Source organism: Leucobacter holotrichiae, assembly GCF_055791005.1.
Genome location: NZ_JBVUAC010000002.1, coordinates 278,795 through 292,156 on the forward strand (window position 1 = coordinate 278,795; position 13,362 = coordinate 292,156).

The 13,362-nt window shown below is 71.1% G+C and carries 15 protein-coding genes; 5 read left to right on the plus strand and 10 right to left on the minus strand.

Annotation, left to right across the window (positions count from 1 at the left end; genetic code table 11):
• Nucleotides 1-1,104, minus strand: a complete 1,104-nt coding sequence (gene purM, locus AC0KXF_RS05020; protein ID WP_473108141.1) for a phosphoribosylformylglycinamidine cyclo-ligase — start codon at nt 1,102-1,104, stop codon at nt 1-3.
• A 115-nt stretch (nt 1,105-1,219) separates the two neighbouring features.
• Between purM and purF the strand changes: the two genes are divergently transcribed.
• Nucleotides 1,220-2,680: an amidophosphoribosyltransferase gene (purF, locus tag AC0KXF_RS05025; protein WP_223044816.1), complete on the plus strand. Its 1,461-nt coding sequence runs from the start codon at nt 1,220-1,222 to the stop codon at nt 2,678-2,680.
• Nucleotides 2,681-2,876: 196 nt separating this feature from the next.
• On the opposite strand, the gene AC0KXF_RS05030 is transcribed toward purF, so the two are convergent.
• The 4 genes from AC0KXF_RS05030 to AC0KXF_RS05045 form a co-directional block, all read right to left on the minus strand.
• The gene (locus AC0KXF_RS05030; protein WP_473108142.1) at nt 2,877-3,146 is read right to left on the minus strand and encodes a twin-arginine translocase TatA/TatE family subunit; all 270 of its coding nucleotides are present in this window, start codon (nt 3,144-3,146) and stop codon (nt 2,877-2,879) included.
• Between the two features lie 32 nt (nt 3,147-3,178).
• Complete coding sequence (locus AC0KXF_RS05035; RefSeq protein WP_473108143.1) at nt 3,179-3,466, minus strand: Sec-independent protein translocase subunit TatA/TatB; 288 nt, start codon at nt 3,464-3,466, stop codon at nt 3,179-3,181.
• A gap of 34 nt (nt 3,467-3,500) precedes the next feature.
• On the minus strand, nt 3,501-3,959 hold the full coding sequence (locus AC0KXF_RS05040) for a hypothetical protein (protein ID WP_473108144.1): 459 nt from the start codon (nt 3,957-3,959) through the stop codon (nt 3,501-3,503).
• 105 nt (nt 3,960-4,064) lie between these two features.
• Complete coding sequence (locus tag AC0KXF_RS05045) at nt 4,065-4,418, minus strand: sterol carrier family protein (RefSeq protein WP_473108145.1); 354 nt, start codon at nt 4,416-4,418, stop codon at nt 4,065-4,067.
• A 58-nt stretch (nt 4,419-4,476) separates the two neighbouring features.
• Between AC0KXF_RS05045 and purD the strand changes: the two genes are divergently transcribed.
• Nucleotides 4,477-5,739 (plus strand): phosphoribosylamine--glycine ligase, encoded by a 1,263-nt coding sequence (gene purD / locus AC0KXF_RS05050; protein ID WP_473108146.1) that lies wholly within the window; start codon nt 4,477-4,479, stop codon nt 5,737-5,739.
• Between the two features lie 32 nt (nt 5,740-5,771).
• Here purD and AC0KXF_RS05055 read toward each other — a convergent pair whose 3' ends face one another.
• Entirely contained in the window at nt 5,772-6,551 is a 780-nt protein-coding gene (locus AC0KXF_RS05055) for an SRPBCC family protein (RefSeq protein WP_473108147.1), read from the minus strand.
• Between the two features lie 266 nt (nt 6,552-6,817).
• Between AC0KXF_RS05055 and AC0KXF_RS05060 the strand changes: the two genes are divergently transcribed.
• The 3 genes from AC0KXF_RS05060 (at nt 6,818) to purQ (ending at nt 8,790) form a co-directional block, all read left to right on the plus strand.
• Complete coding sequence (locus AC0KXF_RS05060; protein WP_473108148.1) at nt 6,818-7,717, plus strand: phosphoribosylaminoimidazolesuccinocarboxamide synthase; 900 nt, start codon at nt 6,818-6,820, stop codon at nt 7,715-7,717.
• Nucleotides 7,718-7,798: 81 nt separating this feature from the next.
• Complete coding sequence (gene purS / locus AC0KXF_RS05065) at nt 7,799-8,086, plus strand: phosphoribosylformylglycinamidine synthase subunit PurS (RefSeq protein WP_473108149.1); 288 nt, start codon at nt 7,799-7,801, stop codon at nt 8,084-8,086.
• Nucleotides 8,086-8,790 (plus strand): phosphoribosylformylglycinamidine synthase subunit PurQ, encoded by a 705-nt coding sequence (purQ, locus tag AC0KXF_RS05070; RefSeq protein WP_473108150.1) that lies wholly within the window; start codon nt 8,086-8,088, stop codon nt 8,788-8,790. Before purS ends, purQ begins: the two co-directional genes overlap by 1 nt.
• A 221-nt stretch (nt 8,791-9,011) precedes the next feature.
• Here the strand turns inward: purQ and AC0KXF_RS05075 are convergent, their stop codons facing one another.
• Genes AC0KXF_RS05075 through hemC form a run of 4 tightly spaced genes read right to left on the minus strand, consistent with a single transcriptional unit; the run spans nt 9,012 to nt 13,355 of the window.
• Nucleotides 9,012-10,349 carry a glutamate-1-semialdehyde 2,1-aminomutase gene (locus AC0KXF_RS05075; RefSeq protein ID WP_473108151.1) on the minus strand — a complete coding sequence of 446 codons (1,338 nt, stop codon included), beginning with the start codon at nt 10,347-10,349 and terminating at the stop codon, nt 9,012-9,014.
• Entirely contained in the window at nt 10,346-11,317 is a 972-nt protein-coding gene (gene hemB / locus AC0KXF_RS05080; RefSeq protein ID WP_473108152.1) for a porphobilinogen synthase, read from the minus strand. The genes AC0KXF_RS05075 and hemB overlap by 4 nt, the downstream gene beginning before the upstream one ends.
• Complete coding sequence (locus AC0KXF_RS05085; RefSeq protein WP_473108153.1) at nt 11,314-12,294, minus strand: uroporphyrinogen-III synthase; 981 nt, start codon at nt 12,292-12,294, stop codon at nt 11,314-11,316. The genes hemB and AC0KXF_RS05085 overlap by 4 nt, the downstream gene beginning before the upstream one ends.
• Entirely contained in the window at nt 12,291-13,355 is a 1,065-nt protein-coding gene (hemC, locus tag AC0KXF_RS05090; RefSeq protein WP_473108154.1) for a hydroxymethylbilane synthase, read from the minus strand. Before hemC ends, AC0KXF_RS05085 begins: the two co-directional genes overlap by 4 nt.
• Nucleotides 13,356-13,362 lie beyond the last annotated feature (7 nt).

Sequence of the window (13,362 nt, forward strand, 5' to 3'; positions counted from 1 at the left end):
CTACCGCGAGTACGCTCCGACGAGCTTCACGGCGCCGCCGTCGACGCCCTTGGCGCCCTGCTCGAACCCATCCAGCTCGCGCGTCGCAGTCGAGATCGTGCCCGCGACCCAGGTGTCGAGTCCCTCGGCAGTGAGCGCTGCCGCGACCTGCGGGGCGCGATCCGCCTCGACGACCGCGAACATGCCGATGCCGAGGTTCCAAGCGCCCTCGAGCGACTCGAGCGTGTGCCCGCCCAGCTCGGCGAGGTGCCTGAACACTGGCAGCGGCGACCACGACGCGCGGTCCACCTCGACCCAGGCGCCCTGCGGCAGCACCCGCGCCAGGTTCGCCGCGATGCCGCCGCCCGTCACATGCGAGAGCACGTGGACGGCGCCGTCGAGCGAGGGGTCCTCGAGCACGCGCAGCAGCGGCGCCGTGTAGAGCGCGGTGGGCGTCAGCAGCGCCTCGCCGTAGCTCGCGCCCAGATCGTCGCTGCGGTCGCCGTAACCGATGCCGCGCTCGGCGAGGATGTGGCGCACGAGCGAGAAGCCGTTCGAGTGCAGCCCGGAGGCCGCCATCGCGAGCACCACGTCGCCGTCGCGCACGAGCGCCGGCTGCAGCATGCGATCGGCCTCGACAACGCCCGTCGCGGCGCCCGCCACGTCGTAGTCATCGGGTCCGAGCAGGCCGGGGTGCTCGGCCGTCTCTCCGCCGACGAGTGCTGTACCCGTGGCCTCGCAGGCCTCGGCGATGCCGCGCACGATATCGGCGATGCGCTGAGGCACGACCTTGCCGCAGGCGATGTAGTCGGTCATGAAGAGCGGCTTCGCGCCCACCACCACGATGTCGTCGACGACCATCGCCACCAGATCCTGCCCGATCGTGTCGTGCTTGTCGATGGCCTGGGCGATCGCGACCTTCGTGCCGACGCCGTCCGTCGAGGAGGCGAGCAGCGGGCGACGGTAGCCGAGCAGCGCGCTCGCGTCGAACATGCCGGCGAAGCCGCCCACACCGCCGAGCACCTCGGGGCCGTGAGTGCGGCCCACCGCTGACTTCATCAGTTCGACGGCGAGATCGCCGGCTGCAGTGTCGACTCCGGACCGGGCATACGCGTTTTCGCTCACCCCACCAGCGTACAGTGCCGTTCACTCCCCGGCAGCAGAGCACAGCGGCATGTGGGACACTAGTCCGTGCGTCTGTCTGACGCTCCATCGCATCCCAGGGAGCATTCACACCAGCATGTGCGGCATCGTCGGAATCGTCTCGCAAGAACCGGTCAACCAGCAGATCTACGACAGCCTCCTGCTCCTGCAGCACCGCGGACAGGATTCCACGGGAATCGCCACGCTCGACGGCGACTTCTTCCACATGGTGAAGGCCAAGGGCCAGGTGCGCGAGGCCTACCGCACCCGCGACATGCGCACCCTCATGGGCAGCATCGGCCTGGGGCACGTGCGCTACGCCACACGCGGTTCGGCCGCCGCGGAAGAGGAGGCGCAGCCGTTCTACGTCGGCGCCCCCTACGGCATCATCCTGGTGCACAACGGCAACCTCACCAACACACGGGAGCTCACCGCGGAGCTCTACAACGTGGATCGCCGCCACCTCAACACGCACTCCGATACCGAGCTGCTGCTCAACGTGCTCGCCAACGAGCTTCAGGCCGGCATCTCGGGTCTGTCGCTCGACGCCGAGCAGGTCTTCGACGCCGTCTCCCGCGTGCACGAGCGCGTCGAGGGCTCCTACGCGACGATCGCCCTCATCGCCGGATACGGGCTGCTCGCCTTCCGCGATCCGAACGGCATCCGTCCGCTCGTGCTCGGCCGCCGCACCGCGCAGAACGGCGCCGACGAGTGGGTCGTCGCCTCGGAGTCGCTCGTGCTCGAATCGGGCGGATACGAGATCGTGCGAGACGTCGAACCGGGCGAAGCGATCCTGATCTCCCCCGACGGCTCGATGGCATCACGGCAGTGCGCGGCTCAGAGCCGCCTCGTGCCCTGCGCCTTCGAGTACATCTACCTCGCGCGACCCGACTCAGTGCTCGACGGCATCGCCGTCTACGACGCGCGTCTGCGTATGGGCGACGTGCTCGCCGAGGAGATCAAGCAGCAGCTCCCCGACCTCGACATCGACGTCGTCATGCCGATCCCCGATTCCGCCCGCCCCAGCGCCATGCAGGTCGCGCAGAAGCTTGGCATCGAGTACCGCGAGGGCTTCTTCAAGAACCGCTATGTCGGCCGCACCTTCATCATGCCCGGACAGGCGGTGCGCAAGAAGAGCGTGCGCCAGAAGCTCAACGCCATGAGCATCGAGTTCAAGGGCAAGAACGTGCTGATCGTCGACGACTCGATCGTGCGCGGCACCACCTCGCGCGAGATCGTCGAGATGGCGCGAGCGGCCGGCGCCAAGTCCGTCGTCTTCGCCTCGGCGGCTCCCCCGGTCGTGTTCCCCCACGTCTACGGGATCAACATGCCCTCGCGGGCCGAGCTGATCGCCCACGACCGCACTCCCGCGGAGATCGCCGCAGAACTGGGTGCCGACCACCTCATCTACATGAGCGTCGAGGGCATGAACAGGGCGATCATGCAGGGTCAGGATCGCGTCACCGAGCTCGAGCAGAGCTGCTTCACGGGCGAGTACATCGCCGGCACCGTGGACGCGGAGTACCTCTCCTGGGTCGAGCAGACCCAGGAGAGCTGAGAGTCCCAACCGCAACTGATCGCGAGGGCGCGATCAGCGCCGTCGCCGCGCAAAGCTCCGCTTTGCCCTGAGCGGCTTGCCGGGGTCGAGCAGACCCAGGAGAGCTGAGCGGCGAGCGAGCACCCGGAGGACTCCCGGAAACGCCAGAAGCGGGTGCCGCGCTTCTCAGCACGGCACCCGCTTCTGTTCGAAAGGTCTAAGGCCGGTCGCCCGGCGCGGCCCCGTTGCCGGGATCTCGTCGCTCGGTGCCATCAGCGTCGCTCCGCGGTGCTGCGGGGGTCGTCGTATCCGCGGCATCGTTGCTCTGCCCCGCCGACCCCTCGTCGTCGCTGCGCACCTCTTTCTTCAGGATGCGCATCGACTGGCCCAGGCTCTTCGCGAGCCCCGGCAGCTTCGGCGCGCCGAAGAGCAGCAGCACGATGATGAGGATGACCACCAAGGTGGGGCCGTTGAGGTTACCGAGCATGCGGTGAGACTCCGATCGTCAGCGTCAGATCATTATGGCACGTCGGGGCGCTGCGGCCCAGCGTTCTCACCCGCGGGCGCTGCTGCGGGAGCCGTAGGTGCCGCCGCAGCGGCCTTAGCCGATACCGGCTGCGACACGGCAGCCTCATCAGCCACCGTTTGCGACGTATCGGACGCGGTATCGGTGGTGACCTCTTTCTTCAGGATGCGCATCGACTGGCCCAGGCTCTTCGCGAGCCCCGGCAGCTTCGGCGCACCGAAGAGCAGCAGCACGATGAAGAGGATGACGACGAGATGCGCTCCGCCCAGGTTTCCAAGCATGCGGTCAACTCCGTTCGTGAGTAGGATGGGGCGATTATCGCACGTCCCGCTGGATCGCGATGCCCAGCCCGCTGCCGCGACGCGCGAGCACCCCCAGCACGAGCGAGAAGAGGCCACCGACGGCCAGACCGATCGCGGCTCCGATGATCGCGCTGAAGCCGACCACCTGCCCCATCGTGTACTCGGCGCCCTCCGGGATCGGGAAGAGCAGGCAGACCATCGCGGCGACGAGCGCTCCGAGGGCAGCGGCTCCGACGAGCACCCGTCCGTAGCGCACCGTGCGCTGCAGCTCCACCTCGTGCTCGGTCTCCTCGATCACGGCTGCGGGTTGGTCGAGCGCCTCCCCGAGCGGGCTCTGACCGTTCTGAACGGGGGCCCCGGGCACGGCGGATTCAGACACGACGGCCTCGGGCACAGCGGTTTCGGGCACAGCGGATTCGGGATCGACGGCGGCGCACTGCGGCTGGCCGCTCGCTGCATCGGAAATACTCATGGGCCCATTCTCGCAGCGGCGGCTGTGCGTCGCCTCCCGGTCGAGGGGACATCGATGATCTGCGTGCTGCGATGCACGCAGCCGTGGACCCGTCGGCCCGCCCTCTCAGGCCAGCGGCAACAGCCCGTGGAGGTCGGCGCGGGATCCCGAGGCCACCACGCGCGCCTCGCCCAGCGCGGTCTCCCAGTCGAGCTCGCCCGTCGCGAGCGCGATCCAGGTCTCCGGATCCGTCTCGATCACATTGGGAGGGGTGCCGCGCGTGTGGCGGGGCCCCTGCACGCACTGGGTGGCGCCGAAGGGAGGCACCCGCACCTCGACAGAGTTGCCGGGAGCTCGCTCAGCCAGCTCCTCGAGCAGATAGCGCACCGCGGTCGCGAGCACGATCCTGCCCCTCTCCCCCGCCCGCGCTGCGGCGAGCGCCGCCCGTCCGTCCTCGATCGACACCTTCCGCTTCGCCATGTCGCACCACCCTACTCCGAACATCGAGCAGGCCCCACCGCCCGACTATCCTGGAAGCGTGAAGATTCTCGTCCTGGGGCCGGGTGCCCGCGAACACGCCATCGTCCTCGCTCTCCTCGCCGAGTCCGCCGATCATGAGATCGTCTGCGCGCCCGGCAACGCCGGTATCGCCGCCAGCGGGATCGAGACCCCTGCGCTCGCCTACACCGACCCGGCAGCGGTCGCCGAATTCGTGAGCGATCGCGGCTTCGACCTCGTGGTGGTCGGGCCGGAGGCGCCGCTGGTGGCCGGCGTGGCGGATCCGCTGCGCGAGGCCGGAGTGCCGGTGTTCGGGCCTGATCGTGCGGCGGCTCAGCTCGAGGGCTCGAAGGCGTTCGCCAAGCGCATCATGGATGCCGCTTCGGTGCCGACCGGGCGCGCGGTGCGGGTCGCCACGGTCGAGGACGCGGGATCGGTGCTCGACGAGTTCGGCGCACCCTACGTGGTGAAGGCCGACGGCCTGGCTGCGGGCAAGGGCGTGCTCGTGACGGAGGACCGCGCCGCCGCGCTCGACCACGTCGCCACGTGGGCGCCGCAGGGGGACGTGCTGATCGAGGAGTTCCTCGACGGTCAGGAGGTATCGCTGTTCTTCTTCGCCGACGGGCACGACGTGCTGCCGCTCACCCCCGCGCAGGATTACAAGCGCATCTTCGACGGTGACGAGGGGCCGAACACGGGGGGCATGGGCGCGTACTCGCCTCTTCCCTGGCTGCCGGGCGGCGTGGATTCGTTCGTCGAGGAGATCACGCGCACGGTTGCGCTGCCGACGGTGCGCCGCCTCGAAGAGGAGGGCACTCCGTTCGTCGGTCTGCTGTACTGCGGGCTCATCGTGACCTCGAAGGGCGTGCGGGTCATCGAATTCAACGCGCGATTCGGCGACCCGGAGACCCAGGTCGTGCTGGCCCGCCTCGAGTCGCCGCTGAGCCGCTACCTGCTGGCCTCGGCGAGGGGCGAGCTCGCCGCTCAGCCTTCCCCGGAGTTCTCCGACGACCCCGCGGTGATCGTGGTCGTCGCGAGCGAGGGATACCCAGGAGAGGTCGCGACCGGCCGCGAGATCACGGGGCTGGACGCGGCCGAGCAGGTCGAAGGCGTGCACCTGGTGCACGCCGCCACGCAGCGGGACGATGAGGGGGGCTGGATCGCGACCGGTGGTCGAGTGCTCGGCGTGGTCGCACGCGGCGCCGACTTCGGCGAGGCCCGATCCCGAGCCTATGAGGCAGTGGAACGCATCGGCCTCGAGGGCTCACAGCACCGCACGGACATCGCGGCGCGGGTCGCGTAGGGGCGGATCGGAGGCCGGCTGAGGGGCGGCGATCAGAGGCCTCGGAGAAGGCTGTCGAAATCGGGGTCGCCCGTCAGGCTCTCCTCGTCGGAGGAGCGATCCTTACCGCCATCGGAGGAGCGATCCCGATCATCCGAGCGCCCGGGCCCGATCACCGGCACCACCGCGGTGTCCAGTTCGAGGTGCTCGCCCGGCTGCGGTTCGGCGTCGACCTCGATCTCGATCTCGGCCTCCACCTCGACGACTTCGCCGTCGACCTCTTCGGGAGCGAGCTCGATCTCGCCGGTCCAAGCCGGGCTCGGCTCCAGGGCGGCGAGGGGCCGCGGTTCCGACGCTGAAGCGGGCGGGGCCTCGACTTCGGGATCCGCCGCGGGGCCCCGCCCGACCCTGTCGTCCGCCCCGATCGTGCCCGCGGCGACGCCGCGATCGATCGCATCGGACAGCGCGGAGAGCAGCACCTCCCACCCCTGCTGCGAAGCGGCCGCGCGTTCCGCGGGGGCGGGCAGCGCGTCGAATCCCGTCTCCGTGACGGTGACGCCGGTCTCTTCACCCTGAGCGCGCAGGGTCAGCAGCACGGCAGTGTCGCGCGCGTCCCCGGCCTCTCGCCAGGTGAACCCGATCGCGTGGCCCTCGACCCAGACGTCGATGCGGCCCGAAGCGTCGCGGCTCACCATCTCCTCGCCCGAGCCCTCGCTCCAGCGCTCGACGACCTCTCCGCCGATGCGACCCTCCATCTGCAGGTCGGGCCACCACTCCGAGCGGCGCTCCGGGTCGCTCACGTACGTCCAGACGCCGGCCCGCGCTGCCCTCATCCGGCTCCGCGCAACCACCGGTCCCAGCGGGATCATGTTTCTCCTCAGCGTCGCTCACCGGGATGACCACGTTCCTCGCGCCCGGCTCCCGGCGAGCGACCGGGCGCGGAGGTTCCCCTCACTAGTGAAGAGTAGTCGCACCCGCTGACAACGAGGTCTCATTCGTGTGGCAATTCGCCGAGCGGCCGAGTCGATGCTCGGTAGAGCCGTTCGCGTCATCATTCGAGTCGCAATTCGAATGATCATTCGCGTGAAAGAATGGAGCGGTGACCGATCTCTCCTCGCCCCAGCAGCTCGCCGGATGGAAGCACGTCTACTCCGGAAAGGTGCGCGATCTCTACGTTCCCGCCGACGGCTCGGACGCCCACCTGCTCGTCGTCGCGAGCAACCGGGTGAGCGCGTTCGACCACGTGCTCGAGCCGCCGATCCCGGGCAAGGGCGCCCTCCTCACCGCGCTGTCGAACTGGTGGTTCGAACGGATCGACCTCCCCAACCACCTGGCGGGCGACGATGCCCCCGGAGTTCCCGAGGAGGTCGCCGACCGCGCCGTCGTGACTCGCAGGCTCGAGATGCACCCGATCGAGTGCGTGGTCCGAGGGGCCCTCACCGGATCCGGTTTCGCCGAGTACCAGCGCACGGGGGCGGTGTGCGGCATCGAGCTGCCCGCGGGCATCGAGGACGGGGATCTGCTCGAGACGCCGATCTACACCCCGGCGTACAAAGCGCCGCTCGGCGAGCACGACGAGAACATCACTTACGAGCAGACCGTGGAGCTCGTCGGGGCCGACGTGGCCTCCGCGCTGCGCGAGGCCTCGCTGCGCATCTTCACCGCCGCGCGGGATCTCGCCGCCGAGCGCGGCGTGGTGCTCGCCGATACCAAGTTCGAGTTCGGTCGTGATCCGCGATCCGGGGGTCCCGCTGATCTCGTGCTCGCCGACGAGGTGCTCACGAGCGACTCATCGCGTTACTGGGACGCCGCTGCGTACTTCGACGAGCAGAATTCGCGGGCGGATCGCCTGGCCTCGTTCGACAAGCAGATCGTGCGCAACTGGCTCTCGGCCAACTGGGATCGCACGGGCGAGCCGCCCGTGCTCCCCTACGAGATCGTCGCGCAGACCCACGACCGCTACGCGGAGCTCTACGAGCGCCTCACGGCCCGAGGCTGATCAGCGCCGCACCGCCGGGGACGCCCTCGCACCGGGTAGACTGATGCTCGACTTCTGTGTTCTCGAGTTGGAGGCTCTCTAGTGCCCACGATTGTTGTTGATGTCATGCCCAAGGCCGAACTGCTCGACCCGCAGGGCAAGGCGACCACCGGGGCGCTCGCCCGCCTCGGCCATGACAAGTTCGAGAACGTGCGCATCGGCAAGCGCTTCGAGTTCACCGTCCAGGGCGAGGTGACCGACGCGGTGCTCGCCGAGGTGCGCCAGGTCGCTGACGAGATCCTCTCGAACTCCGTCATCGAGGACGTCGTGGCGATCAGCGTCGACGGCGCCCCCGTCGAGACTCGCGCCGTCGTGGGCGAGGCCCGCTGATGACCGCCCGCATCGGCGTCGTCACCTTCCCCGGCTCTCTCGACGATCGCGATGCACAGCGCGCGATCCGGATCGCGGGCGCCGAACCGATCGCTCTCTGGCACGCCGATCACGACCTGCAGGGCGTCGACGCGATCGTGCTGCCCGGCGGCTTCAGCTACGGCGACTACCTGCGGCCCGGCGCGATCGCGGCGATCTCCCCGATCATGACGGAGGTCGTCGAGGCCGCCCGTAAGGGTCTGCCCGTGCTCGGTATCTGCAACGGCTTCCAGGTGCTGGTCGAGTCCCACCTGCTGCCCGGCGGCCTCATCCGCAACGCGCACCAGCAGTTCATCCGCCGCGACCAGCGACTCGTGGTCGAGAACGCCGACACCGCGTGGACCAACCGCTTCGAGCAGGGCGAGGAGATCGTGATCCCGCTCAAGAACGGCGACGGCGGCTTCATCGCCGACGACGAGACACTGAAGCGCCTCGAGGGCGAGGGGCTCATCGCGTTCCGCTACGCGGGCGTCAACCCCAACGGATCGCTCGACGACATCGCGGGCCTCACCAACGAGCGCGGCAACGTGGTCGGTCTCATGCCGCACCCCGAGCACGCGGTCGAGCCCGGCTTCGGCCCCGACACCGCCGAGGCCATGCGGTCGGGCATCGACGGTCTGCGCTTCTTCGAGAGCGCCGTAGCCGCACTCGCGGCGCGGGTGTAGCCGCGACGAACAACGGTGAAGGGCGGCGGATCGCATGATCCGCCGCCCTTCACCGTCTTCGTCGGGTGTCGCCGGCGCTCAACAGACGACGGCTCCCTTCGCCGGTGTAGACCTCCGGCACCGGTGTAGATCCCTCGCACTGTTCTAGAGGTCTACACCGGTGCCGGAGGTCTACAACGGTCACTGCTGTACCGCTGCCCCCTACCGGTCGCCGACGGCCGCTAGGCGGTCGGCGGCACGGCCTCCGCCGCGGCCCGAGCCGCCGCCGGCAGCGCCTCGAGCACGCGCGAGATCGCCGCATCGTCGTGCGCCGAGGTGGCGAACCAAGCCTCGAAGGCGCTCGGCGGCAGGTTGACGCCGCCCTCGAGCATCGCGTGGAAGAACGCCCGGTGCCGCTGCGTCTCCTGGCGCTGCACCGTCGCGTAGTCCAGCGGAGCCTCGGGGAAGTCCCCGAAGAGCACGCTGAAGAGCGTTCCCGCGCGCTGCACGCGGTGCGGCAGGCCCTCGGCGTTCAGGGCATCGGCGACGGCGCCCGCGATCGCGTCGGCGGCCGTGCCCAGGGCCGCGTAGGCGGCGACGTCGGCGTGGCGCAGCGTCGTCAGCCCGGCGGCGACGGCGAGCGGATTGCCCGACAGCGTGCCCGCCTGGTAGACGGGTCCGAGGGGCGCGAGCAGATCCATGATCTCGGCCCGCCCGCCGAGCGCCGCGAGCGGCAGCCCGCCGCCCACGACCTTGCCGAAGGTGAAGAGGTCGGGCGCCTCCCCCGACGGCACGCGCGCCTGTTCGATCCCCCAGTATCCCGAGGGGCCCGCCCGGAATCCGGTGAGCACCTCGTCGAGGATCACGAGCGCACCGTGCCGGTGAGCGGTCTCGATCATGAACTCCGTGAACCCGGGCGCGGGCGGCAGCACCCCCATGTTCGCGGCCGCCGACTCGGCGATCACGGCGGCGATGCGTTCGCCGTGCTCCGCGAAGGCCGCGGCGAACGCCGCCGGATCGTTGTAGGGCAGCACGAGCGTCTGGCCGGCGGTCTCGGCCGTGACTCCCGCCGAACCGGGCATGGCCAGGGTCGCGAGCCCCGATCCGGCCTCCGCCAGCAGTCCGTCGGAGTGGCCGTGGTAGTGGCCCGCGAACTTCACGATGAGCGGGCGCTCGGTGGCGCCGCGCGCGAGCCGGATCGCGGTCATCGTGGCCTCGGTGCCGGTCGAGACGAGGCGCAGCCGCTCGACCTCGGGCACGCGTGCGATGATCTCCTCGGCGAGCTCGGCCTCCTCGGGCACCGAGGCGCCGAAGCCGAGACCGCGCACGGCCGCGGCTTGCACGGCCTCGACCACAGCGGGGTGCGCGTGGCCGAGCAGTGCCGGCCCCCACGAGGCGACCAGGTCGACGTACTCGTTGCCGTCGGCATCGGTGACGTAGGGGCCCCGCCCGGAGACGAGGAAGCGCGGGGTGCCGCCGACGGAGCCGAACGCGCGCACCGGCGAGTTCACCCCGCCGGGGATCACGCGCGCGGCGCGCTCGGCGAGCCGGGCGCTGCGATCAGTCTGCGCGGCGGTCATCGGATCCACCCCGCGAGCTCGACGGCGAAGTAGCTCAGGATCGCGTCGGCCCCCGCGCGCTTGATGCCGATCACGGACTCCTCGATGGTACGGCGCCGGTCGATCCAGCCGTTCGCGGCCGCGGCCTCGATCATGGCCGCTTCGCCCGACACCTGGTAGGCCCAGACGGGGACGGGGCTCAGCGCCGCGACGTCGGAGAGCACGTCGAGGTAGCTCATGGCGGGCTTCACCATGACCACGTCGGCTCCCTCCGCGATGTCGAGCTCGGCCTCGCGCAGGCCCTCGCGGCGGTTCGCCGGATCCTGCTGGTACGTGCGCCGGTCGCCCGTCAGCTGCGAGTCGACGGCCTCCCTGAAGGGTCCGTAGAACGCAGAGGCGTACTTGGCCGAGTAGCCGAGGATCGCGGTGCTCTCGTGCCCGGCCTCATCGAGCGCGTCGCGCACGGCGGCGACCTGGCCGTCCATCATCCCCGAGAGTCCCAGCAGGGCCGATCCCGCCTCGGCCTGCGCGAGGGCCATCGCCCGGTAGCGCTCGAGGGTGGTGTCGTTATCGACCTCCCCGCGCGCGTCGAGCACGCCGCAGTGGCCGTGGTCGGTGAACTCGTCGAGGCAGAGGTCGGTCTGCACGACGAGCGCATCGCCGACCTCGGCCGCGACGGCGCGGGTGGCGACGTTGAGGATGCCCTGCGGATCGTCTGCCGCGCTGCCCTCGGCGTCGCGCACGGCGGGCACGCCGAACAGCATGACGCCGCCGATGCCGGCCTCTGCCGCCTCAGCGGCGGTGCGGCGAACCGAGTCGAGCGTGTGCTGCAGCACGCCGGGCATCGAGGCAATCGGGCGCGGCTCGTCGATTCCCTCGCGCACGAAGACCGGCAGGATCAGCTCGGCCGGATGCAACCGGGTCTCTGCTGCGAGCCTGCGCATGGCCGGGGTGCTGCGCAGGCGGCGGGGGCGGACAGTGGGGATCATGCGGTGGTTCCTCCGTGATCGGATCGGCGGGTGCTTCGGGCGGGACTGGCGGGATCGGTGGCGGGATCGAGTTCAGATGCGGGATCCGGTTCAGACGCGGGATCGAGAGCCGCGACGAGCGCGGCGAGCACCCCGTCGACGGTGTGCTCCGTCGCGACCGTCGCGGCCTCAGCGCCGTATTGCGCGAGGGCGCGGGCCGTGGGGTCGCCGATCGCGATGATCAGCGTGCCTGTCGGCAGGGGCGCGAAGCGGCGGGCGATCTCGCGGGCGCCGCTGCTGCTCATCGCGAGGATCGCGTCGATGCGACCCGCTGCGACTTCCGCCTCGGCTGCGGCGTCGCGGGCCGCGGGAACGGTGCGGTAGGCGGTGACGCGGTCGGGATCGTGGCCCGCCGCCGCGAGCGCGGTCTCGAGTTCGGTCGATGCGATCTCCGACAGCGGAAGCAGGAGGCGGACGGGCGCCGTCGCGGCGCTGCCGTTCCGCTCCTGCGGCGCGCTCCGGCCGTCGGCGGTCCGGGCGACGGCTCCCCGGGCATCGGCACCGGCGCCCCGGGCGTCCCCGCCCGGACCGATCCGCTCGAGCAGCGCCTCGGCGATCCCGGTCGCGGAGAATTCGCGCTCGGGCATGAGCGCGACTTGGAAGCCGCGCTCGCGCAGCGCCTCGGCGGTGGCCGGGCCGACCGCGGCGACGGCGGCGTCTCCCGGCCGCGCACCGGCCTCGACGAAGGCGCTGGCGGCGTTCGCGCTCGTGACCACGAGCCAGTCGTACTCGCCCCGGTTCCAGCGCTCGGCGGCCGCGACGAGCGCGGCCGGGTCGGCCGGCGGAGCGGTCTCGGTGAGCGGCGACACGACGGGCTCGCCGCCGAGTTCTCGGATCGCTGCGGCCCAGCGCTCCCCCGCCGCACCGCCGCGCGGCACGAGCACGCGTCGCCCGATGAGCGGCTGCGCATCGGCCTCCGGGAGATCCGTCGGACTCACCGCGGGCCCCCGGGTCTCGTGCCGCCGGGCCGCTCGGCGCCGGGCTCGGTTCCACCGAGCGGAGCGATCATTGCCGCGCCCATCTCGAACAGGCTCTCGGCCACGGTGCGCCCGAGGCGGTCGGGGATCTGCCGATGCTCGGGATCCGCCGCCGTCCACGGCAGCGCGCCCCCCGTGGAGAGTCCCTGCGTCCCGTCGAGTGCCGAGACCTCGGCGTTCAGTTCGAGCGCGCCGTCCACGACGCGCGCGGTGGCTCCGATCGGAGCCGCGCACCCGGCCTCGAGGGTTGCGAGCACCGCGCGCTCCGCGAGCGCGCACGCGCGCGACTCGGCGTGATCGAGTGCGCTCAGGGCTTCGGCGTACGGCTCGCGCGCGAGATCATCGGCCCGCACCTCGATGGCCAGTGCGCCCTGCCCGGGCGCGGCCGGCATCTCGTCGAGCGGGAAGCGCTCGGTGATGACGCCCGAACGGCCGAGGCGGTCGAGGCCGGCGCACGCCAGCACGACCGCGTCGAGGTCGATCTCGAGGCGTCCCAGCCGGGTGTCGACGTTGCCGCGCAGGTCGACCACGTCGAGGTCGGGCCGGCGCCTGAGCAGCTGGGCGACGCGGCGGGGCGAACCGGTGCCGACGCGGGCTCCGGCCGGCAGTTCCCGCAGCGTCAGCCCGTCATGCGCGCAGAGGGCGTCGCGGGCGTCGGCGCGCTCGGGCACGGCGCCGAGCGCGATGCCGGGACAGGGGCCGGTCGGCAGATCCTTCAGCGAGTGCACCGCCAGGTCGCACTCACCGGCGAGCAGGGCGTCGCGCAGAGCGCTCACGAAGACACCCGTTCCGCCGAGCTGCGAGAGCGGGGCTCGCGAGGTGTCGCCGTGGGTGGTGACGATCACGAGCCCGACGTCGAGTCCGGTGGCCGCTGCGATGGTCTCGGCCACGGTCGTGGTCTGCGCGACGGCGAGCGCGCTGCCCCGGGTGCCGACGCGCAGCAGCCCGGGGGCGGCGGCGAGGGGTGTGTCGGATCGGAAGACCCGCCCGCTCGTGCGCGTGTCGTCGGGGTGTGCGTTCATACCGCTG